The sequence below is a fragment of the Sulfitobacter sp. genome (genome assembly GCF_041552635.1).
Classification (GTDB): Bacteria; Pseudomonadota; Alphaproteobacteria; order Rhodobacterales; family Rhodobacteraceae; genus Sulfitobacter.
This window is the reverse complement of the sequence record NZ_JBFEKM010000055.1, coordinates 1-22,482: the sequence shown is the minus strand read 5'-3', so window position 1 is coordinate 22,482 and position 22,482 is coordinate 1. Positions and strand designations below refer to the sequence as shown.

Genomic DNA, 22,482 nt, shown 5'->3' with positions numbered 1-22,482 from the left:
CGTGATATCCGGGCAGGTGTCGCGCCAGGCGGCGATCTCGTCCAGCGTCTTGGCGGCGGCAGCGGGACGGGCCATACGTTTGAGAACATCAGGATGCGCGTGCTGAAATGGAATATCCAGATAGGGCAGCACCAGACCCTCTGCCATCAGCGGAATCAGATTGCGCACATGGGGGTAGGGGTAGACGTAATGCAACCGCACCCACGCGCCAAGTGATCCCAGATCGCGCGCCAGATCGGTGATATGGGCGCGATGCCCGCGATCTTCGGCATGTTTGATATCAACGCCGTAGGCGGAGGTATCCTGCGAGATCACCAGCAGTTCCTTGACCCCGCTTTGCACCAGCTTTTCAGCCTCGCGCATGATGGCGTGGGCGGGGCGCGATTGCAGGCGGCCGCGCATGTCGGGGATGATGCAGAACTTGCATTTGTGGTTACAGCCTTCCGAGATCTTCAGATAGCTGTAGTGGCGCGGTGTCAGGCTGACGGCTTGGGCCGGCAGCAGATCAATGAACGGGTCGGGCGACGGCGGCACGGCGGCATGCACGGCATCCAGCACTTGTTCGTATTGGTGCGGGCCGGTCACGGCCAGAATGCGCGGATGGTGTTCGCGGATATAGTCGGGTTCTGCCCCCAGACACCCCGTTACGATCACACGGCCATTTTCCTTGAGCGCTTCGCCAATCGCTTCAAGGCTTTCGGCCTTTGCGGAATCCAGAAATCCGCATGTGTTCACGATGACTGCGTCTGCACCGGCATAGTCGGGCGACACGCCATATCCTTCGGCGCGCAGACGGGTCAAAATCCTTTCGGAATCGACCAAAGCCTTTGGACAGCCAAGCGACACCATGCCGATGGTCGGCTGGCCGGGGCGGGACGGGTTGCTGATTTTTGCTTTGGGGGCAAGATCAGGGCGTAGATTTGGTGGGTTTGTGCTCATGAAATGCGCTATAAGCCATGCAAAGGGTCTGGGAAAGGGCCTGTAATGGGCAAGGAGACGGGCAATGAAATGGATTATCAGGCTGTTTGGGCTTTTGCTGCTGGTCATCGTGGTCGCCGTGGGGTCATTATTTTTGCTGCCGGCTGACCGGATTGCGAAAGTGGCAGCGGATCAGTTGCGCAATTTAACAGGGCGCGACGTTGCCATCACAGGCGATGTCGGGCTGACCTTCTGGCCTGTTTTGGGGGTCAGCGCTGGTGGCCTTGAGGTGGGAAATGCGTCATGGGCCAAGGACGGTGCGATGCTGTCAGCGGCAAATGCCGCGATTGGCGTCGATGCAATGGCGCTGATCCGTGGTGAAATCAAGATCACCAATATCGAGGCGCAAAGCCCCACGATCCGGCTTGAACAACGCCGCGATGGCCGCGCCAGTTGGCAGTTCACCGATGGCGGGGGTGCCGCGCAGATCGAAACCGCGCCGACCGCCCCGGCCAGCGCACCGCGCCCGCTGACGATCCAGCGGCTGAACATCACGGATGCGACGCTGATTTATGACGCCGAAGGCAGCGATCTGGTGCGCTATGAAGGGGTTGATCTGTCGTTGGACTGGCCTGAACGTGCGGGCCCTGCCGTGATCAATGCGGCACTGCGTCCTGCGGGGGAACGGGTGACGGTTAACGCTACGATTGACCGCTTTGACCAGTTTCTGAACGGCGACGTACGGCCCTTGCAGGCGCGTGTTGATACGAAAGGCGGCGGTGCAAGCCTGACCGGACGCGCGGGGCTTGCGGGCGCTGTTGCGGGTGACATTTGGGTGAAAACATCTGACACGGGACGTTTTTTGGCGTCTCTGGGGGAGGGTGCCGTTGATCTGCCCCAAGGGCTGGGGCGCATCATGGATGTTCGGGCGCAGCTAACCCTGACCCCCGATCGCCGTCTTGCAATCCGCGAGATGACGGCTGACCTTGGCGGAAATACCCTGCGCGGTGCTGCGGATATCACATTGAACGGCACGCCTGATATCAACGCGCAACTCAGTGCGGGTGCGCTGAACCTTGCGGGTTTCGCGGGGAGCGACACCGGAGAAGGTGGTACTTCTGCGGCTCCGGCCCCCTCGGGGTGGTCGAAGGCTGCGATTGATGCCTCGGGCCTTGCGGCGTTCAACGGTGAAATCGCATTGAAAGCGGACAGTATTGATCTGGGCGCGCTGACGCTGGGGCCCACGCGGGTTTTGCTGCGCAATGATAAATCCCGCATGGTGGCCGAACTGCGCGAGATTAACGCCTATGACGGCGTGATCAGCGGTGAATTCGTAGTGAACAATCGCGGGGGACTGTCTGTCGGTGGCAAGCTGGCAGCGCAGGGGGTATCCATGCAGCCGCTGTTACAACAGACCGCAGGACTAAGCCGGTTTCGCGGCACGGGTGATGCCGAGCTGTCGTTCTTGGGAAGCGGTCAAACGCTTGACGCGATTATGCGTTCGCTTGGCGGTAATGGCGCGGTCAATGTCGGGCGCGGCAGCATTGAGGGGATCGACCTTGATGCGCTGATGGGAAACTTTGACGTTAAGGGCGGCACGACGGTTTTCGATTCGCTCGGGGCGACATTCGCGATTGAAAACGGTGTGCTGCGCAATACGGATCTGCTGATGCTGTTGCCCAATTTCACGGCGACAGGGACGGGGCAGGTAGGCCTTGGGGCACAAACCGTTGATTATACCGTGACACCCAAAGCTTTGCGCGTGAACGGTGATCGCGGCTTGGCGGTGCCTGTGCGCATCTTCGGGCCTTGGTCTGCGCCCCAGATCAAACCTGACCTGCAAGCCGCGCTTGACCTGAATTTCGCATCTGAAAAGGCAAAGGCACAGCAAAAACTGGAAGAAAAGCTGGGTATTCAGCGGCAAGACGGGCAATCGGTCGAAGATGCCGTCAAAGACAAGGTCGAAGATAAACTGAAGCGCGAGCTCTTTAAAATTTTCGACTAGCGGGCGCATCCGGAATTTTCAAAAATTCCGAACCGGAACATTCGAATTTTCCGGGCCCTGCCTCGGGTGGGGCGCTCAAGTGTCAAATCGTCGCCGCGTCCTCGTCTTTACCTGACTGAGCGGGAGCGCTATGGCTATGCCAAGCGCAAGGAGCATCTTATGGCCAACGATCTTTTCAACTCTTTCATGACCGGACCAGACGAGAACGGTCGTTTCGGCGATTTCGGGGGGCGATTTGTCTCGGAAACCCTCATGCCGCTTATTCTTGAGCTGGAAGAGCAATATGAAAAAGCCAAGACCGACGATAGTTTCTGGGCCGAAATGCACGATCTGTGGACCCATTACGTCGGCCGCCCCAGCCCGTTGTATTTTGCCGAGCGTCTGACCGACCATCTGGGCGGTGCCAAAGTCTATATGAAGCGCGACGAGCTAAACCACACCGGTGCGCACAAGATCAACAACGTGTTGGGCCAGATCATTCTTGCCCGCCGCATGGGTAAGAAGCGGATCATCGCCGAAACCGGTGCCGGTCAGCACGGTGTGGCGACGGCAACGGTCTGCGCCAAGTTCGGTTTGCAATGTGTGGTCTACATGGGCGCGCATGACGTTGAACGTCAGGCCCCCAACGTGTTCCGCATGCGTCTGCTGGGTGCCGAAGTCATTCCTGTGACGTCGGGCCGTGGCACATTGAAAGATGCGATGAACGATGCGCTGCGCGACTGGGTCACCAACGTGCGCGATACCTTCTATTGCATCGGCACGGTTGCGGGCCCGCACCCATACCCCGCCATGGTCCGTGATTTCCAAAGCATCATCGGCAAGGAAGTCCGCGAACAAATGATGGAAGCCGAAGGCCGCTTCCCCGATACACTCATCGCCGCCATCGGCGGTGGGTCCAACGCGATGGGCCTGTTCTTTCCCTTCCTTGATGACAAGCAGGTCAACATCATCGGTGTCGAAGCAGGCGGCAAGGGCGTGAACGACAAGATGGAGCATTGCGCGTCCCTCACTGGTGGTCGCCCCGGAGTATTGCATGGCAACCGCACCTATCTGTTGCAGGACGACGACGGCCAGATCCTCGAGGGGTTCTCGATTTCTGCGGGTCTTGACTATCCCGGTATCGGGCCAGAGCATTCCTGGCTGCACGACATTGGCCGCGCGCAGTATGTGTCGATCACCGACGTCGAAGCGCTTGAGGCCTTCCAACTGAGCTGCAAGCTTGAGGGGATCATTCCCGCGCTCGAACCCTCGCATGCGCTGGCCCATGTGATGAAGATCGCGCCGACACTGCCCAAGGATCACATCATTTGCATGAATATGTGCGGGCGTGGCGACAAGGATATCTTTACGGTGGCCAAAGCGCTTGGCTTTGAAATGAAAGTCTGACGGATCGTTTGATGTGACGGCAGATGGGCGGCCTTAGGGTCGCCCTTTTTTTCGCGTCGGTTTAGCGTGTCAGTTCTAGAATATCGAAATCGCTTTCCACCACGGGTGCCGGAAACATCAGGCGCGCGCGTTTGTTGCTGATGCGTTCAAACACGGCGATGTCAGGTTGGATTTCACCGGTACCAGCGAAATCGGCAGCAAGATCTGCATAGTCAGGCGGCGTTTTGCCCGCGACAAAGCCTGTGCCGGCATAGATCGCGCGCCCGTCTTGCAGGGAAATGACCCCGCGCGTGCGCTGCGACCCGCTAAGCTTTTCAAACAGATAGCCGTTACCCTGAAATGTCAGGCGGCATTTGAACGGGCTGTAGACGACCAATCCGGTCAGTCCGCCCAGTTTCATGGTGCGACAGGACCAATCGCCGCCCAGCCCTTCGTCAAAGGCGACCTGTGCGGTGCCCGATAACGCTTGGGTCAGTGCTGCCACATCTGCCGCTGTGCCAACCTCGAGCGCCTGTAATAAGGCGCGGCCCGCTGTCTGGTCGAACCGGTCAAGGCGGGATTGTTCCTGGGGGCGTAGCAGGGTCTGTGCCGCCGCTGGCAGGGCCGCGCAGATCAGGAATATGGCAAGCAGCCGTACCGTCATGCGTCGTCTGCGGTGGCTGCATTGGCCAGCAACACCTCTAGGGGAACAACGTCCAGCGCGCGCCGGTGGGTCGCCTCAAGATGCACCTTTGGTCCGCAGCCTTCCTCGGCTGCCTGAAAGAAACGGCCGGCGCATAGGCACCATGGGTCGCCGGGTTTCAGCCCGACAAAGCCATATTCAGGGCGCGGCGTGCTCAGGTCGTTGCCGACATATTTTGAATAGGCCAGAAATTCGGCTGTCATCACGGCGCAGACCGTGTGGCTGCCCTGATCGGCTGCGCAGGTATTGCACATCCCGTCGCGAAAATACCCCGTTACCGGATTGGTTCCGCAAATGACCAAAGCGGTGCCAAGCACGTTAATGCTGTCATCGGCTTCCATTACATATCCTCCACTGTGGTGCTGATCAGGCGGAAGATATCGACGTTCTGTTGGCTTACCCCCGCCTCGCGAAACTTGCGGTCGGCGGCGTTTGTGGCAATCACCACGCCGTCTGCGCGGTTGATGTAGATATACTGGCCATAGACGCCCCGCGCCATAAATTCGCCAGCCGGGGCCCCTTGGGGAATCCACCATTGATAGCCATAGCCGATTGCCCCCGCTGTTGTCGGTGCAGTGGGTGCCGTTGATGCTGCCACCCAAGCGGCAGGCACGATCTGGCGGCCGTTATAGGCACCGTTTTGCAAGAACATCTGCCCCATGCGCGCATAATCGCGCGTGGTCAGGTTTAGTCCGCCCAGGACAAATCCGACACCCGCCCCATCGGTCAGGTAATAGGGCGCATATTCAAGCCCCATTGGCGCGATCACCTTTTCGCTAAGCAGATCGGGCACCGAACGCCCCGTCGCCCCACGCACGACCATGCCGATCACATGGGTATCAATCGACACATATTGCCACTGCTGGCCGGGGGCGGAAAAGCGGTCCGTCAGTTCGGCGGTGAAACCATCCAATGTGCCGCCCAATGCGATCACGCGCCCCATGCGGTTTATGTCTGAATTCTTATCCAGATAATCCTCGTCAAAGGTAACGCCGCTGGCCATGTTCAGCACATTGCGGATGGTGGCCCCGTCATAGGCTGTCCCGATCAAGCTAGGCGCATATTGCGTGACTTGATCCTCAAGTGATCCGATCTGGCCTTCGTCCAGCAAGATTCCGACCAAACCCGAGAGATAGCTTTTGGCGACCGACCAGCTGATCCGCAGGTCATCTGGTTTTGTCCCTTTGTAATAGTTTTCGTAAACGATTTTGCCGTCCTTGAGGATAACAAGAGCGGTCACGTCGCGCGCGGTGATCCAGTCATTCACCTGTGGGGGCAGGGTGAATTCCGCACCATACTCCAGCTCGGCGGTGGGGCCATCGCCGCGGGGCACCGGGGTAGACAGAAACGCCTGATCCATGTGGCTAAAGTTAAAGACGATCTTTTCGGGGGCGAACAACGAATTGACCGCCATCAGCCGCGTGATCTCGTCCCGCTTCCACAGGCCCACGACCACGGCCGCCAGAACCAGCGCCAGTAAAATCCGTCCCAGCCATTTTCCGAATGTTCGCATCAGCAACTCCCTACCTCTGCGGCCATCCAATCACAGGGGCCGGTTGCGTACCAGCCCAACCGCATCAGCTGGTGTGTTGCCAGTCAATCCAGCGTCCGTGGAAATCAGCGCGGCCAAGGTTCAACGTGATGTCACCGGGCCATAGACGCAGGGTCAGCGCGGCCCCCTTTTCATCCGTCCCGTCGTTTTCCATCGAAAGCCATGCCAAGGGGCGCTGCGCCGTGGCAAGCTGGCCTGCCGCTTCGATCAGGGCTTTGCCGCGCGCTTGGGCAGGTTTGGGGAAATACTGCCACGCGACGGTGTGCTGTATCAGATGCAAGCAGCCTTGGGGCGCTTTGGGCAATTGCTGCGCCAGCCAGTCGATGGCATCGCCCTGATCCACCTTGGCCTGCATCACAGACGCCGCTGAGCGTGTCAGGTTCAGACGTTCAGGCTGGTCTGCCCACAGATAGGCCATCAGCCGCAGCAGGTGGTCGTGGCGCGTGGGGTCAAGCGGGTTCAGATCGACACCGCGCCGCTTTTGAATCTGCGGCTGGGTCTTGGGGGGCAGCGCGCCGGTCCAATCCGGGGACAGCAGGATGGTCGACATATTCGGCCCAAAGTGATGGCCGTCAATTTCCAGCGCAAAGTGGTCCCACATCAGGTTCAGCCCGCCACTGGCCCCCAGTTCGGACAGTTGGATCGGCAGATTGAAATGCTGTGCCGCAACCCGTGCGCCTGCGATCAACGCGGCCGACCGGCGCACTTCGTTGGTTTGGGGCGCATGGTCGGTCCACTCCAGCAAGAATGCCTCGTGAGTCTGAAGGGCGGTCAGCACTGCGGCAGATAGATCGGCGTCAGAGGCTTGGTGCGGCGGGTACACTGCGGATAATTCCGGTGCCTTGCGCTTGAGTACCAGCGCATGCAACCCGCCTGCGAGGCGCAGCGGCAACGATGCCCCCATGGGCCCAACGTCGCCTGTGGCGCTGGCGAACTTACGGCCAAGGACGCTGTCTGTGGGCCAGCCGCGGGCCAGAACCATCATCAATTGGCCCATAAAGGGCGATCCCAAAGCGACGCAATGGCCTGCTTGGTCCTCAAAGGCTTGTTTTAGTGTCATTTGAAGCGGTCCATCAATTTTTGCAGGGAAGATCGTTCGTCGGTCTGCGGCTCGGGGTCATCTTTGATTGTCGGCTGGGGCTGTTTGACGGCCTGTGCCTTTTGCGGCGGTTTGGCCGGTCCCTTGGTCCCCGTGCCGGATCGGGGTGGGGAAACGCGCATCGCAACAGCATTCATGAATTTCGCCATATCGCCGCGCGCCAGCTCCGGCGCACCATCGCTTATGCCGCGCAGCACATCGTCTAGCCAACCCTCGTCGGCCTTGGGGAAATCGCGCAGCACATATCCGGGGACGGCGTCCTTGTGGCCGGGGTGGCCCACACCAAGGCGGACGCGGTGATACTCGGGCCCGATATGCGCATGGATCGACCGCAGCCCGTTGTGGCCCGCGTGGCCGCCGCCGGTTTTGCATTTCACCTTGGCCGGGGCGAGGTCGATTTCATCATGCAGGACGATGACATCTGATGGCTCGAGCTTGTAAAACCGCATCGCGGCTTGCACGGATTGGCCCGAAAGGTTCATAAATGTCTCGGGCTTGAGCAGTACGGCGCGTTCGGACCCCAAGCGACCTTCGGTGACTTGACCTTGATGCTTGGTCTTCCACGGGGTGAACCCGTGATCGGCCGCGATCATGTCCAGCGCCATAAAGCCGATGTTGTGGCGGTTGCGGGCGTATTTTGCGCCCGGATTGCCAAGCCCTACGATCAATTTCATGACGAGATCCTTTATCTTTGCTGCCAGCGTAACAAACACTTGCGCCAAACGAAATACGGGGCCGCCAGTGGCGACCCCGTATCCCTTCAACCATACTTGCGTGGGGTTGTGCGTTCTATCAGTCTTCTTTGGATTCTGTTGCTGGCACTTCGTCTGCTGCAACGTCTTCATCTTCGTCGTCCTGGCTGGCAAGACCGGAAGGTGCCGAAACTTGTGCAATCACAAAGTCACGGTCAATCACGGGCTTCGAACCTGCGGGCAGAACAACGTTCGCGATTGTCGCGCTGTCACCGATTTGCAGACCGGAAATATCAACAGTAATGTGATCAGGGATATCGCCCGCGGTCACAACCAGTTCGACTTCAGGACGTACCAATGTCAGAACGCCGCCTTTTTTCAGGCCAACGCATTCTTCTTCACCCGAAACTTCGACCTGAATGAACAGGTTGATTTTTGTGGTGCGCTTGAGGCGCATAAAGTCAACGTGGGTTGGCAAGTCTTTGACAACGTGACGCTGCACATCGCGGCAGATCACACGAACGTCGTCGTGGCCTTCAACCTTCATGTTGAACAATGTGGCGCGGAAACGACCGGCGCGCAGCTTGGTCAGCAGCTTGTTGAAATCAAGGTTGATCGGCAGTGGATCGACGTCGCCGCCAAATACAATACCCGGTACCATGCCGTCACGACGTGCCTGACGAGCGGCGCCCTTGCCTGTCCCCGTCCGTACGAAAGCTTCAAGATCAGGAATCTCTCCAGCCATGTTATTCTCCAATATGTTTAGGGCGGACATCCTCCAAGGCTGTATGTCCGCGTGAAGCCGCGCGTATAGACGGGATTGGCCCCTGTGGAAAGGCCAAAAACGCCGGTGCTATGCTGGGGCTGATCTTGTCAGTCCGGGGGGAGTTCCCGATGATTGAGGTCGTCCCGCCCAGCGGTGGCCTTGCTTTGAGGGGGGGCAGACCGCCGATCTGATCCCCGTCTTGGCCTACAAGACGGGGCAGGGGGCAGGTTAGTCCTGCCAGTCGCCTTGGAAGTCTTTGGGGATCAATAGGTTATGTTTGCCCAAAGCGCCAACAGAGGTTTCGCCGCACAGTGCCATGGTCAGGTCCAGTTCCTTGTGGATCACCTCAAGTGCGGTGGTGACACCTTTCTGGCCCATGGCACCCAGACCGTAGATATAGGCGCGGCCAATATAGGTGCCTGATGCCCCCATCGCCATCGCCTTGAGAACGTCCTGACCCGACCGGATGCCGCTATCAAGATGCACCTCGATCTGATCGCCAACCGCGTCCAATATCGACGGCAACGCGCTAATCGAGCTGACAGCCCCATCCAACTGCCGCCCGCCATGGTTGCTGACGATGATCGCATCCGCGCCAACTTGGAGCGCCATTTTGGCGTCTTCGGCGTCCAAAATCCCCTTGAGGATCACCTTGCCGCCCCATTGTTCCTTGAGCTTGGCAATTTTGCCCCAATCAAGGCTGGGATCGAATTGTTCAGCCGTCCACGCGCCCAGATTGGCAGTGTCATCAACGCCCGTGACATGGCCCACGATGTTGCCAAAGGTGCGCCGCTTTGCACCAAGCATCTCAATTCCCCACGACCATTTGGTCGCAAGGTTTGCGATGGTCTTGGCGGTTAGTTTGGGCGGGGCAGAGAGGCCGTTTTTCAGATCTTTGTGACGCTGGCCGAGAATCTGCAGATCAAGCGTGATGACAAGCGCCGAGCATTTCGCATCCTTGGCGCGCTGGATCAGCCGCGATACGTAATCTTCATCGCGCATGGTATAAAGCTGGAACCAAAACGGCTTGGTCGTCGCCTCGGCTACATCCTCGATCGAATTGATCGACATGGTGGACAAGGTGTAGGGCACGCCAAACGCTTCGGCAGCGCGGGCGGCTTTGATTTCACCATCGGCGTGCTGCATGCCGGTCAGGCCGACCGGGGCAAGGGCCACGGGCATGGCGACGTCCTGACCGATCATCTGTGTCTTGGTGGTGCGCCCGCTCATGTCTACAGCGACGCGCTGGCGCAGCCTGATTTTGTCGAAATCCGATGTGTTTTCGCGGAAAGTCTGTTCGGTCCAGCTGCCCGATTCGGCATAATCATAGAACATGCGCGGCACGCGACGTTCGTGCAGGCGCTTGAGGTCTTGGATATTCGTGATTACGGGCATCAACGGGCTTCCTCTCGTATTGGTCAGATTATCTAACCAATAGAGAGGACTTAACGCAATCGCTTTGCGCCGAATTAAATCAGGCGCGATGCGCCCCGTCGGCCAAAGTCTTCACAAATGCGAGGACTTCGTCAACCGACGCGCCACCTGCGATCTTGGAGACAATGGCAGAGCCAACTACACATCCGTCGGCCACAGCAGAAATCGCCTGTGCCTTTTCGGGTGTGTTAACACCAAAACCCACAATCACGGGCAGACCGCTTGCGTTTTGAATGCGCACAACTTCGGGGGCGACATCGCCCGCATCCGCCTCGGCGGAACCAGTGATCCCGGTGATCGAGACGTAATACACAAAGCCCGAGGTGTTCTGAACCACCCGCGGCAAGCGCTTGTCATCAGTTGTGGGCGTGGCTAGCCGGATAAAGTTCAATCCTGCCGCTTGAGCGGGAATGCACAGCTCGCTGTCTTCTTCGGGGGGCAGATCAACCACGATCAGACCGTCAACGCCGGCGGCCTTGGCGGCGACAAGAAATTTATCAACGCCCATAGAATAGATCGGGTTGTAATAGCCCATCAAAACAATTGGTGTGGTGTCGTCTTGTTCGCGAAAGGCAGCGGCAAGTTCCAGCGTCTTTTTCAGCGTCATGCCCGCAGCCAAGGCGCGCTGTCCGGCCAGCTGAATGGCGGGGCCGTCCGCCATGGGGTCGGTGAAAGGCAGGCCAAGTTCGATGATGTCGACGCCGGCACCGGGAAGGCCGCGCACGATTTCCAGGGATTTGTCAAAATCCGGATCGCCCGCCATGACATAAGACACAAATGCCTTTTTGCCTTGGGATTTCAGGTCAGCGAATTTTGCGTCAATGCGTGTCATGGGGGCGGCCTTTTTGCGTGTTCACGATGCAATGCCCAATAACACCGCAGAAATCAATGGAACACCATGCATGTCAGGCGCGGAATTTTCAAAAATCCCTGACCGGGAAATTCGAATTTTCCGTGCGCTTGTCGCAGCGGGGTCTTTCAATATCTAAAAGGGGCCTTAAATATTAGCTATGAATTATGTTCTTGCGCTCTTTTTGCCCCCGCTTTCGATCCTGCTGACAGGCCGGATATTCACCGCCATAATCGTGTTCCTCATCTGGATTCCGGCGATCATATTCTCTGGCGGCCTGACCCACCCGATGTTCATCCTGCTGGCATGGATCCTGATCTATCAGTCTCACGAGGATCGCCGCGCGCGCTAAGACTTGCGCAAACGCCGGCAAAACCCTAGGACAGCGCCAAGTTATAAAGGATGCATGTCATGGGCTTTAAAATGGGAATCGTGGGTCTGCCAAATGTCGGCAAATCGACCCTCTTCAACGCGCTGACCCGAACGGCAGCTGCGCAGGCGGCAAACTTTCCGTTTTGCACGATCGAACCCAACGTGGGCGAAGTCGCCGTGCCGGACGCGCGCCTAGATAAATTGGCCGAGATCGCCAAGTCAAAAAGCATCATTCCGACACGTATGACCTTTGTTGATATTGCGGGCCTCGTCAAAGGCGCGTCCAAGGGCGAAGGGTTGGGTAACCAGTTTCTGGCCAACATCCGAGAAACCGATGCCATCGCCCATGTGCTGCGCTGTTTTGAAGACGGCGATGTGACCCACGTCGAAGGCCGGGTTGATCCTGTCGCCGACGCCGAAACCATCGACACAGAACTGATGTTGGCGGATCTCGAAAGTATCGAAAAGCGCCGCGCAGGTCTGGTTCGCAAGATCAAAGGCAACGACAAGGACGCCGCCCAGCAAGACCGCCTTTTGGCGCTTGCCCAAGCCGCAATCGAGGAGGGCAAACCTGCCCGTACCATCACGGTCGACGAAGACGATGCCAAAGCCTGGCGGATGCTGCAACTGCTGACAACCAAGCCCGTGCTTTACGTGTGCAATGTCGGCGAATCAGAGGCTGCCGAGGGCAATGCCTTATCCGCTGCCGTCGGGGAAATGGCCGCAGCGCAAGGCAACAGCCACGTTATCATCTCGGCCCAGATTGAAGAAGAAATCAGCCAGCTGGACCCGGAAGAGGCCGACATGTTCCTTGAGGAAATGGGCCTCAAAGAAGCCGGGCTCGATCGTTTGATCCGCGCAGGCTATGAGTTGCTGCATCTCGAGACATATTTCACCGTGGGCCCCAAGGAAGCTCGCGCTTGGACGATCAGGCAGGGGACTTCGGCCCCCAAAGCCGCAGGCGTGATTCACGGTGACTTTGAAAAAGGCTTCATCCGCGCCGAAACAATTGCCTTTGATGATTTCGTGAATCTGGGTGGCGAGGGTCCTGCAAAGGAAGCCGGCAAAATGCGCGCCGAGGGCAAGGCCTATACGGTCAAAGACGGCGATGTGCTGCATTTCTTGTTTAACAACTAAGCTCGACTGCTTTTCTGTACTTTAGCGTTGTTTGCGACCTTGGTCGGTCTTTGTGCTTGTGCGTAGTTTTGCTGCGCATGACCATTGGGGTATTCAAGTAACTTAAGCATTACTTAGTCGGCCGGATCTTGGAGATTTTCAAGGACAGCGAGCTCTCTGTGGTGCCGCAGATCATTGCGACAGCCGCTCAGTCTGCATACTGGCCAACATAGGGTAGCCTTTGATTTTTTAATCGTTGCGGTGCTTGGTTCGTGCTTCTTTGCAGTAATTGCCAACATGATGAGAACATCGGTGCGAACTGCACGCCTCTGAAATCATATCGCGCGAAAGTTTGATAGATTTTTGTGAATTTTGTCGGTAGGTGGGCGTGGGGTTCGTATGAATATCAGGAGGGGTTACTGCAGGCAATTGCACGCGTTTGCCTAGTTGTCAGTGCCTCTGGGGCTATTTTTGAGGGCTTTGATGCAAATTTCAAAAAAGGGAATTTTCGCCTTGTAATACCCATGTTTGCTTGGCTATACGCGTCGGTGGAGACGTGGCCGAGTGGTCGAAGGCGCTCCCCTGCTAAGGGAGTAGGCCCGGAAGGGTCTCGAGGGTTCGAATCCCTTCGTCTCCGCCATTTTACCTAAGGCGTTGTTTTATAAGGTTGTTTACCCATGTGGTACACCTTACTCTGTGGTACATGATGGACCACAACGACAACAGCAAATCACTCTCCCCTTCTGGCAGCATTGATATGCAGCACCTGATAAAGCCGCGTGGCAAAGGGTACTCGCTTAGGATGCTCACTCCACCTGTGCTAGTGGGAACGACGAACCCTTGGACCGATAAGCCCTTTGGCAAGGAGATCAAGTTGGGACTCCGCACGAGGACCCACGCAGAAGCCCTCCGTATTCGTGATGTGAGGGTTGGGCAGATCAGGCAACTGGAAGCGGATGCAATCGCTGCAAGTGGTCGTGGTGGGATTGGCAGGATCTTGGACTTGTCCCCAGAGGCTGCCGAAGAGTGGCGAAAGATGCGCTTGGACGCTACCGACGAGGAGCGGGAGGGCTACGACTATGTGCCGGAAGATCAGCTAGAAGCAGCAGCGGATGCAGGCAAGGAGCGTGAGGCGTTTGCTCTTGGGGCGCTTGTCTTCAAAGGGGCGGTTCCCCTTGAGAAAGCCCTAGAGCAATACTTGGACGAACGTAAAGAAGGCAACGTGTTCGGCTTTGATCCTCTGGCTGTAACCACAGCTCTCAACGTCAGATCGACAATGAAGCATCTGCTGGAGTTTCTCGACATGGAGGCTCCGCTCCTGCAAGACGTGACGCCAGAGAGAGCATTTCAGTTCCGCACGCAATACTTGCCAATTGAGAAAGGGCTGGGCGTTGGAACTGTCACAAAGCATGTCAACTTCATGCGAGTTCTCTGGAACTGGGCGATAGTCGACAAGATGTACCTCAAGAGCCGCAAGGTGCCAGCAAGGGTCCACACATGTAGCCTCAAGGATGCGCGTAAGATTGCATTGGAGGACAACAGCAAGGTCCGGTTGGCAATGTCAGCGACGGAACGGCAGGATGCAGCGTGGCGACTGGTTATGATGCGTGAAGACTCGGCGTTCCTTTACTCCAAGCGTGAGATTGTCGCGCTGGGACTTGTAAGCGATGGGCAGGTAGGAGTTATGCGACGGACTTACCGACAGCTAGCAGGCCTTGGAGACGGCATACCTGATACATGGTCCGAAGCAGCAGGTCGAGACAAGCACGGTGCAGCAAACGGGGACTGGGATGCGGAAGGGTGGATAGAAGCGCGGGCAGCAGTGTTTAGCGACAAGGTGGGAAAGCTGATTGGGGACGAGTTCGAGAAATGTCCTGATGCGGCAGTGCATGTCATAACCATCAGGGCGGGCCGACAAGGATGCAGAGTATTATTGGACCACCTAGATGCCGTCGCAGTTGGGGACACCGACGAAGAGATAGGATTACTTGCGTACGCACTGGGCGAAAGATTGACCTCAGATGAGATTGAAGACCTCGCCCTGCAGGCAAAAGCCTACGTAAACCCACCGTTCTAGAGGCGGATCAAAAATGGGTCGCATATCTGAGAGGCTTATCTATATCGGCAGCGATAGCGGCTTTCCCCCATAGGCTTTGTAGGGGGGTGAGGGTGTTTAACAGCTTTGGGTTCAACCGACGAGAGGCCGGTATGAGTTGAGTGTCTCACAGGGCTTGCCTCAGTGAGGCACTGAAGCTTTGGTGCGGCACGTAGATACGGATTAATTTGATCAAAGAGCAGGTACGGAGGAGAACCATCCTCGGACGAAGATATCACCCTCGGCGTCAATTTCGCAGATCGCTTCTAGTCGTCCGCCGGGTCCAACATCTACATTTTGTTCAAAAGCTGCCCGCTCATCTTCGGCTGGAAGCCTACATTCTGACCACGTCTCTTGAAACCACGTGGGAACATTGTTCGCACCATACGCGATATAGCGCCTCGCAGGGCGTTCGTCAGGAATGTCTCGCATGACGCCACGAAGGCCACTCTTGAATGAAAGAAAGAAGTCGTTGGGGCCAAGCTCAGGCATATCAAAGTAGCCACCTCGATACATCTTGTAAGTGTCATACCCGACATAGCCTGCCACGACTATGGCGATTATTGCCAAGAGTTTCTTTACCATAGAGGTTCTAATTCCAGATTTCACGCATTAATTGTCCGCGATTAATACTGGCCTGTGAACGGTCTAGCAATCCACTTTCACGGTACCTGCGCCTGTGTGACTTTCGGGTTTTCCACCGTCGCGTATTGGGGGTGGACCATGACGAAGGCCACGGACTTCGTTGAGAGGGCGTTCGTAAGGGTATACCTCTATGGACACCTCGACTGATACAGTGGGAGGGTGTCCGTAAGGGTTGATAGCAATCAACGGACATATCTATTAACGGACATAACCTTAACGAACACATGCGAGGACCTATGTCACAGACCATTCTTTACGCCCGCGTCAGCACCGCAGACCAGAACATTGATCATCAGAAGACACAGGCAGAAGCCGCAGGCTTCGTCATCGACGCTGTTATCGCAGATCATGGTGTGTCGGGCGTTAGCACCAAGCTGGCAGATCGACCGGAGGGCAAACGTCTCTTCGACAAGCTACGGCGGGGTGATGTTCTTGTGGTCCGTTGGGTGGACCGACTGGGCCGTGACTATCAGGACGTGACTGACACGATCAGGGCGTTTATGCGTCAGGGTGTCGTCGTCCGTACGGTGATCAATGGCATGACCTTCGACGGAGCCACCACAGACCCCATGCAAGAGGCTGTACGGGACGCTCTCATTGCGTTCATGGCTGCGACAGCACAGGCACAGGCCGAAGCGACAAAAGAGGCCCAGAAGGCTGGCATAGCCGCTGCCAAGAGTAACCCACGCAAGTATCTGGGGCGCAAGCCTAGCTACGACGAGGTTACGCTGGATGCCGTGGTTAGAATGTTGTCGAGTGGCAAGGGTACGTCAGAGATAGCAAGAGAGAATGGTATGACACGGCAGGCTGTCCTGAGGATCAAAGCGAACCCAGCAGCGGCGCAAGAGGCTCTAGAGCGTTGGAGCTGATGATTTATAAAATCAAGACTTCAGGCAAGCAATTTGACAAATAGGTCAGCTACTTCACAGAGAGCGGATGATCAGCAGGCAACCTTGATTACTTTGTTTGAAGTTGCTACCTATGCCATCTTTTGTCCGAGAGAAGAGTTGCTATGACATCTAAACTGAGACTTGCGTTCGCTTCTGTTTGCTGTGTTGCTTTGGTAGGGTGCAAGCCGATTAGGGAAGTAATCAACAATACGCTAAACGCCGGGACAGTTGAAGGTGTCAGTCAGTGTATCGAAATGTCTGCCCGTGAAATTCTGTCAGAAGAGACGATAAAAATTAACTGCATAGCAAGATTTAACAAGGACGTGTCACCTTCGACGGCACAGAATGTCACCGGGAACGCAGGTCCAAGATCTCAGTCTGGTAGTGACTTTTTCTCGGGCACTATGACCAATAAGACTGAGGGTCATGTTATAACTGAAGTCGTCGTAGTGGTTGAGTTTCGGAAGGTGGGCGAAACTGAAGGCAAGCGCTTTCAAGCTGTCATAAGTGGTTGGTTTGAGCCTAACGGAAACCCTGTCGATTTCCGCTCCAAAGATGTTGAGGATGCGCCAGCTGCATGGGATGTCTCCAAATACTGTGAAGATGAGGCGGGTGACGACTGCTGGGGTTGGTACATCCAATCTGTCAAAGGCCTCAAGTTATAGGGCATAGCACTTTGCATCATGACTTCACCCAAAATTTGGCCTTAACAAAATACCAGAACGACGTCAGTGGCTGCTCTAGGTCAAAACCCTCAATGATGAAGTCGGGATGGACATTGCGATCCACTCTAATTGTGGTCCATGTTGGCAAAGTGCTAGCTGTGTACCACAAAGGACATTTAAGTGACTGATTTTAATGGGAATATATAAAATGAGATCGTCTCCCTTCGTCTCCGCCACCCACCATTGATTTCATTGGTTAATTTGGGATTGTGGCGTTTTATTGCATGTTTTATTACATGCTTTCAGTGAGCGTTGCATTGTTAGCTCTTTCGAGCTTTGCCATCCTCAAACTGCGCCCAAAAGGTCAGAACTTATCCAACACGCAAAAATCAGAGATTTTTGTTCATGTGTCGCCCCTTTGAAATGCAGTCACGTGCCTGCATTTCATCACCTGCGGTGGCCAGGGGCTTGCGCGTGTTGGAACCTTCGTTCTTTGACAGCAAGTCAATCCGCTTATCGCCATCGGCTCAACTCCCGGCCAGTAACCTGGCGGGGAGTAGGGCCACTGTGACCACGGATCTGATTGCTATCAACCTTTAGGGCTGCGGTGGGTCTATGGAGCGATAAGGGCAGGTAGTTTAGCATCTATATCACTCATCAAGACCAGTGCGCATTCGACTACAGAGCCATCATCATTGATCAACTGAAGCTGTCCAGCTGGAATAGACGCGTCCCAACAGAAGCTATCGGTGAGCGCATTGAGGACTTTCCGCTTGTATTCAGTGTCGAGATTTCCGGACAACTGATCACCCTTTGTTTCCAGCGCCACAAGCCGCTTCCCTCCCGAAGCGTTTTCTGCGGCGAAAACGAAATCTGGATAAATGCGTCCGCGACGCCAGCCTTGAAGGCCATACTGATGTCGAGCGACGTTGCGGTGCCACCAGGTAACCGCTCCTGCGCCGTCGAGGTGAACTGCAACGTTGGCTTCATCATCGTTGAAGTCATCCCGATAGTTCAGTGCAAAGAGACTCTTCTCCAATGCTTTATGGTTTTCATTCAGCAGAGGGGTTGCAGAAGTCGGCTGTATCGTCAGGTCTTCCATCGGCATCTGCCAGTTGCGGCCATCAACTCTTAAACGGAACTGGACGAGACCCTTGGTCACGAAACCTCTAAAGAGCGCTTCGGCACCTGTGGACCGTGCCGTTTCCAGTGCCTTCCGAAGCTCGGTCAAAATGAGCCCGGCGTGTTTCCCGCGCTTGTCCGCGTCATAGCCACATCCATCGAGTGCAGAAATAAGCTTCGTCACGATCCCTCTGGCAATGAATGCATTGGGAACGAGGTCAGAAATCGACCTGGAAACGAAGACGGGATCAAAAGCCATATTCTCCGAAATGACTTCGCCCTCTTCGTTGACGATCTTCCCGTCAGAATCGCTAAGTCTGAAACGCTGTAACTGCGACGTCACTTCCGTAGGGTTTGCTGGTAGCCCGTTCGCCATGTCCCCAGGATCGAAGTCCTTCCAATCCAGTCGAGACAAAAGGTCGGTGTCGTAGTCAAACTCGCGAACTTCAGAGCCATCGATCCAAAGCACCATCGGGAGGTAGATGTCTTTCGCGTCGAAGAAATCTCGACGAGGAATTTTACGAGCAACGCGGTCCTTTGGGCCCGCACCTGATCCACCTGGCATGGTCACGACTAGATCGGACAAACCGTCTTTTTCCAGTCCCTCCTTGATGGCCTTTATCACATCGCCTGTCCCGGCATGGTGTGTCACGACATGACATTCATCGAGAAGCGGCACTTCCGTCTTGCGCGCCCACGGCTGGCGTAGAATCCGCCCCACCAGTTGCGTCATCGCGCTTTTGTTGCTGCTCGCAGCTAGTGAGCATAGGACATAAGCAAAAGGGCAGTCCCAGCCCTCTTGGAGAGCTTGCTTCGTGATAATGACCCGCACAAGGTTGGTCTCAGATAGGAGGTTTTGGTTCTCCGGCGCTTTCAGGTCGTTTCGCTGCGCCGTCTTGATGGCAATTTCCGCCTCGTCGAAGCCGAGTTGCTTAAGGCGTTCCATTACATCCAAGGCATGGATGAAGCCGCCTTCGCGTTGATCGTCACCTGTCCGCTCGACCTGAACGAGCATAATAGGGCGAATGTAATCACCACCGTCTGCCTTGAAAGCATCGGCAGCAGCCTGAACTCCCTGCAATTTGGACACGGCCACATCAAGAGTCGAATGCCAATCAGCACCTTGGCGAGGGTCCAGATTAAGAGGCATCTTGATCATGCCTTCCTGGTCAAGCTCTTTCCCTGTCACTTCTACCAGCAGGTTCGCATATCGCCCTGCCTTGGTCGCAGTGGGTGCGACATCCTTCGGCGTTGCCGTCAGCTCGAGGACGAAAGACGGGTTGAACCCGTAGAGCGTCTTAAAGGCCAGCTCCGAGACCGCCTTTTGGCCTTCATCCACAACCACGATAGGCCGGATAATCCGGAGAGCATTACCCAGGCTATCTTTCACCATCGCCCAAGGGGCCATCGCATCGGCCTGGTCATATGTAGACAGGTTCGGAATGGCCTTCAGCAGTTCTTCGTGCTTGTCCTGCTGCCCAACAGGGGTGAAGCCATGAACGTCACCCCGGTCGCGAAACATCTTGAGGCTGTCTTGCGTCTCGCGGTTCGCGGACTGAAGCATCAAGACCATCACGCATAGGTTCGCCTCAATATCGCGACGGTCGAGGCGGTCAGTCTTTTCCATGATCTTAACGCGGCCAGCAGCGGCACGATCCAGAACTTGGCGGTAGGGGTCTTGCCTATCCTTCAAGCGACGAACGGTTTGTGTGTAGATCGCCTCATTCGGCACAACCCAAAGGACGAAGCCGCTGTTTGAGCCGATGTAGCTTCCAAGGATGCGGGAAATCGAGTTGACGGCGAGATAGGTCTTTACTAATACTGCCGACCTAACCGAAGTCGCCTCTGTTGAATAATCATCCAGTGAACACGCCTAGAGTTTCGGGTTATCGTCAGAGATTGCTTCTGCATATGACTGCCACGTGTGCTGCCTATGTGGCCAGCCGCTCTAGATCGAGATCGTCATACAGCATTGGTGGGTTTTGGTGGTTCGATCTCAGCGGCCAGCTGCAAACGCACCGTTACTCAATGAGAAATAGACGTCAAAAACTGGAATCTGCGTCAATTAAAAGTCACAGGCAGGATTGAGCCACGGGACCTGCCGGCCACAGAACGCATCCCCATGCGGTCTATGTGTATTTTCTAAGACTTCGATGTATACCCTTGCCCGCCCACCAGTCCCGAAGACATCAGCCTTTCCTCGGGATTTCCAGCCGGACAAGACAGTGTGAATGGGACGCTGGTGTTCCATCGGCAGATGCTAAAGCCAAGCCTTAAGAATGCGAGCCCACCTCATGTCTTTCGACCAAAGCGGTTCCAACTAAACAATTAACACGTTTCAAGCACAGGTGCCCTCTGAGCCGTTTATTATGGTTAAGGGTTCAGGTCGGATCGGTTCATCCTAAACCATTCAAAACCAGACTTCACGTGACCAATGACATCAACCATTGCAGGTTGTCCTGAAAGCTCTTTTGTTCCATTGACGAAAGGTATGTCCCACCGATACATGCGCCACCCTTTTGGACTACGTTCCTCTAATGAGCCATCTGGTGAGATACCTTCTGGAATAAGAAATCTTGTATACTCTGTTGTAAGTGCCAATGTCAGCTTTTGGTTTTTCAAGGAATGCCAGATTTGGACTCCTGTTACCACTTTTCTGGTAATGACTATCCCCCAAGGGTCATCATTTTTATCCGCAATGTGAAACTGTTTTGGTTTTGGCTCAAGCATCCGATGATAAAGGCGTCGAAATTGCTGTGGCGTAAGGTCTGTCATAGTTTTCCTATCTGCAGGATTCGGCAGGAAAGCAAATAAAATACGATTTTTAGCTATTAGGCTATGCTTTCATACCATTGGATAAGAGTCAGCATCTTCTCGCAAGCGTCTTCTACTGTTTCGGATCTGAAGCCGTCCACTTAGCGCATTTCAGGCAGCTCACTGAAATTTGAAGGCCTTTGTCGCGACTCAAATTGATCAAAATCGGTGCCCGGGTAACGTTCCAGCTTGCCAAGCTCGCGGTCAGCGGCAGTCCCTTTTATCGCATTCTCAAGGCGATCCACCGGCTGCGTTCACCACCGGTTCCCGCATGAGGGTGTCAGCGGCAAAACCCGAACGAAAGCGGCTCGACGGGTCTATTAAAAATTCCGTCTATCAGACCAACGAAAGGGGCAGGATTTTAAATCAAGAAATCGCACACAAATCAAGTGCAAGTTTGCCAGACATCGATCGGCACGGCCAAGATGCTTGACTGGTGCTCAGAATAGCATCACCTTTGGGAAGATGACGTTCTACTTGGGGAATGTCGGATTTAGGTATTCAATGACGAAAAAAAATGAACCCGAAGATAGATCCATTCGAGCGCTCAACTCTATTTCCGCTGTTACTTCAGTAATTTTACTCTTTCTTGCTGTTGGGTTTCAATATTGGCTAACCTTCTGCGTAATCAGCGCCACATTATATCTTCTCGTCCTTCAAAAGAAGAAAAGTAGAAAGACGGAGATTGAAGCGAATAAGAATGAGCTGGAAAGGCGAACTGCAATCGTTGAAGGCCTCAGGGAAAAACATAATGCTAAATTAAAAGACGAAAAAATAAGGGCCGCAAAACTCGCTGAGAAGAGAAAGTTCGACCTTGAAGCCGAAGCCACGCGTGCTCGTGAAGCGCATCGAGATGCTGACACTCAGACATCGCCCTTTGTCTACGAGATTGGGCGACATGCTAACGAAACACTCGCACTTAGGTATGGGATTGCGAATCTGAAGAGAGGTCAGGTGGACTTTATTGGCAGTGATAAGATTCGTCTTCAAAAACTTGGAAAGATCCCTGTCGAAACCTCCCCATACAAACGCCGAAGTGACCTATACAGAGTTAAGTTGTCCGACTTTAGGGACAGAGAGGCTTTGGCGGTTATTGAGCCGGGCACTGAGTATGTGAAGACATTCTACCCACTCGAGGAATCATGGTTTGAAAGGCATTCTGCGCTAGAATCCGCACTGAAGGGGAATCAAACAATGAACCTTAAGGAGATAGCTCATTTCCACATCGAAAAAACCGTGTTCCCCAAATAGGTGCCCCCAGCACCGGTAGACCCCTCTGGCCCCAGAGTAGTCAGCGGTCATAATAAAGTGGTGCAGGTAAATGCTGGGAAGCAAACCCTCTGCCTGCCCACGCTGGCTGGGGGGGCATGAGCTAATTT

General features: G+C 55.4%; 20 protein-coding genes and 1 tRNA gene. 9 read left to right on the top strand and 12 right to left on the bottom strand.

All coding sequences use genetic code 11. The annotated features are described in order from the left end of the window. A partial coding sequence (rimO, locus tag ABYT07_RS08560; RefSeq protein WP_372990857.1) for a 30S ribosomal protein S12 methylthiotransferase RimO occupies positions 1–939 on the bottom strand: 939 nt, incomplete at its 3' end. A 64-nt stretch (positions 940–1,003) separates the two neighbouring features. Between rimO and ABYT07_RS08555 the strand changes: the two genes are divergently transcribed. Continuing rightward, complete coding sequence (locus ABYT07_RS08555; RefSeq protein WP_372990856.1) at positions 1,004–2,923, top strand: AsmA family protein; 1,920 nt, start codon at positions 1,004–1,006, stop codon at positions 2,921–2,923. A 159-nt stretch (positions 2,924–3,082) separates the two neighbouring features. Beyond that, positions 3,083–4,309 carry a tryptophan synthase subunit beta gene (trpB, locus tag ABYT07_RS08550; RefSeq protein WP_372990854.1) on the top strand — a complete coding sequence of 409 codons (1,227 nt, stop codon included), beginning with the start codon at positions 3,083–3,085 and terminating at the stop codon, positions 4,307–4,309. Between the two features lie 61 nt (positions 4,310–4,370). Here trpB and ABYT07_RS08545 read toward each other — a convergent pair whose 3' ends face one another. The 8 genes from ABYT07_RS08545 to trpA form a co-directional block, all read right to left on the bottom strand. Beyond that, positions 4,371–4,952: a DUF4893 domain-containing protein gene (locus ABYT07_RS08545; RefSeq protein ID WP_372990853.1), complete on the bottom strand. Its 582-nt coding sequence runs from the start codon at positions 4,950–4,952 to the stop codon at positions 4,371–4,373. Continuing rightward, positions 4,949–5,332 carry a DUF2237 family protein gene (locus tag ABYT07_RS08540; RefSeq protein ID WP_372990852.1) on the bottom strand — a complete coding sequence of 128 codons (384 nt, stop codon included), beginning with the start codon at positions 5,330–5,332 and terminating at the stop codon, positions 4,949–4,951. Before ABYT07_RS08540 ends, ABYT07_RS08545 begins: the two co-directional genes overlap by 4 nt. Then, entirely contained in the window at positions 5,332–6,504 is a 1,173-nt protein-coding gene (locus tag ABYT07_RS08535) for a serine hydrolase domain-containing protein (protein WP_372990851.1), read from the bottom strand. The genes ABYT07_RS08540 and ABYT07_RS08535 overlap by 1 nt, the downstream gene beginning before the upstream one ends. A 64-nt stretch (positions 6,505–6,568) precedes the next feature. After that, positions 6,569–7,603 (bottom strand): DUF2332 domain-containing protein, encoded by a 1,035-nt coding sequence (locus tag ABYT07_RS08530; protein ID WP_372990849.1) that lies wholly within the window; start codon positions 7,601–7,603, stop codon positions 6,569–6,571. Continuing rightward, complete coding sequence (pth, locus tag ABYT07_RS08525; RefSeq protein ID WP_372990848.1) at positions 7,600–8,316, bottom strand: aminoacyl-tRNA hydrolase; 717 nt, start codon at positions 8,314–8,316, stop codon at positions 7,600–7,602. Before pth ends, ABYT07_RS08530 begins: the two co-directional genes overlap by 4 nt. 118 nt (positions 8,317–8,434) lie before the next feature. Next, positions 8,435–9,079: a 50S ribosomal protein L25/general stress protein Ctc gene (locus tag ABYT07_RS08520; RefSeq protein ID WP_372990847.1), complete on the bottom strand. Its 645-nt coding sequence runs from the start codon at positions 9,077–9,079 to the stop codon at positions 8,435–8,437. 249 nt (positions 9,080–9,328) lie between these two features. Then, complete coding sequence (locus ABYT07_RS08515) at positions 9,329–10,495, bottom strand: L-lactate dehydrogenase (RefSeq protein ID WP_372990846.1); 1,167 nt, start codon at positions 10,493–10,495, stop codon at positions 9,329–9,331. 79 nt (positions 10,496–10,574) lie between these two features. Next, on the bottom strand, positions 10,575–11,366 hold the full coding sequence (gene trpA, locus ABYT07_RS08510; protein ID WP_372990845.1) for a tryptophan synthase subunit alpha: 792 nt from the start codon (positions 11,364–11,366) through the stop codon (positions 10,575–10,577). A gap of 178 nt (positions 11,367–11,544) precedes the next feature. Between trpA and ABYT07_RS08505 the strand changes: the two genes are divergently transcribed. From ABYT07_RS08505 to ABYT07_RS08490, 4 genes are all read left to right on the top strand, one after another. Next, positions 11,545–11,736 carry a hypothetical protein gene (locus ABYT07_RS08505; protein WP_372990844.1) on the top strand — a complete coding sequence of 64 codons (192 nt, stop codon included), beginning with the start codon at positions 11,545–11,547 and terminating at the stop codon, positions 11,734–11,736. 59 nt (positions 11,737–11,795) lie between these two features. Then, positions 11,796–12,893 carry a redox-regulated ATPase YchF gene (gene ychF / locus ABYT07_RS08500; RefSeq protein WP_372990843.1) on the top strand — a complete coding sequence of 366 codons (1,098 nt, stop codon included), beginning with the start codon at positions 11,796–11,798 and terminating at the stop codon, positions 12,891–12,893. A 529-nt stretch (positions 12,894–13,422) separates the two neighbouring features. After that, positions 13,423–13,512: transfer RNA gene (locus ABYT07_RS08495), tRNA-Ser, on the top strand. Between the two features lie 63 nt (positions 13,513–13,575). Next, on the top strand, positions 13,576–14,949 hold the full coding sequence (locus ABYT07_RS08490; protein WP_372990841.1) for a phage integrase SAM-like domain-containing protein: 1,374 nt from the start codon (positions 13,576–13,578) through the stop codon (positions 14,947–14,949). Between the two features lie 210 nt (positions 14,950–15,159). On the opposite strand, the gene ABYT07_RS08485 is transcribed toward ABYT07_RS08490, so the two are convergent. Beyond that, complete coding sequence (locus ABYT07_RS08485; RefSeq protein WP_372990840.1) at positions 15,160–15,552, bottom strand: hypothetical protein; 393 nt, start codon at positions 15,550–15,552, stop codon at positions 15,160–15,162. 296 nt (positions 15,553–15,848) lie between these two features. Here ABYT07_RS08485 and ABYT07_RS08480 point away from each other — a divergent pair, with 296 nt between their 5' ends. Together ABYT07_RS08480 and ABYT07_RS08475 are read left to right on the top strand one after the other, a co-directional pair. Further along, entirely contained in the window at positions 15,849–16,481 is a 633-nt protein-coding gene (locus ABYT07_RS08480) for a recombinase family protein (RefSeq protein ID WP_372990839.1), read from the top strand. Between the two features lie 143 nt (positions 16,482–16,624). Then, positions 16,625–17,167 carry a hypothetical protein gene (locus tag ABYT07_RS08475; RefSeq protein ID WP_372990837.1) on the top strand — a complete coding sequence of 181 codons (543 nt, stop codon included), beginning with the start codon at positions 16,625–16,627 and terminating at the stop codon, positions 17,165–17,167. A gap of 613 nt (positions 17,168–17,780) precedes the next feature. On the opposite strand, the gene ABYT07_RS08470 is transcribed toward ABYT07_RS08475, so the two are convergent. Both ABYT07_RS08470 and ABYT07_RS08465 read right to left on the bottom strand, forming a co-directional pair. Continuing rightward, positions 17,781–19,916 carry a DEAD/DEAH box helicase gene (locus ABYT07_RS08470; RefSeq protein ID WP_372990835.1) on the bottom strand — a complete coding sequence of 712 codons (2,136 nt, stop codon included), beginning with the start codon at positions 19,914–19,916 and terminating at the stop codon, positions 17,781–17,783. Positions 19,917–20,662: 746 nt separating this feature from the next. After that, on the bottom strand, positions 20,663–21,064 hold the full coding sequence (locus ABYT07_RS08465) for a hypothetical protein (RefSeq protein ID WP_372990834.1): 402 nt from the start codon (positions 21,062–21,064) through the stop codon (positions 20,663–20,665). A gap of 504 nt (positions 21,065–21,568) precedes the next feature. Between ABYT07_RS08465 and ABYT07_RS08460 the strand changes: the two genes are divergently transcribed. After that, positions 21,569–22,354, top strand: a complete 786-nt coding sequence (locus ABYT07_RS08460) for a hypothetical protein (protein WP_372990833.1) — start codon at positions 21,569–21,571, stop codon at positions 22,352–22,354. Positions 22,355–22,482: the final 128 nt, after the last annotated feature.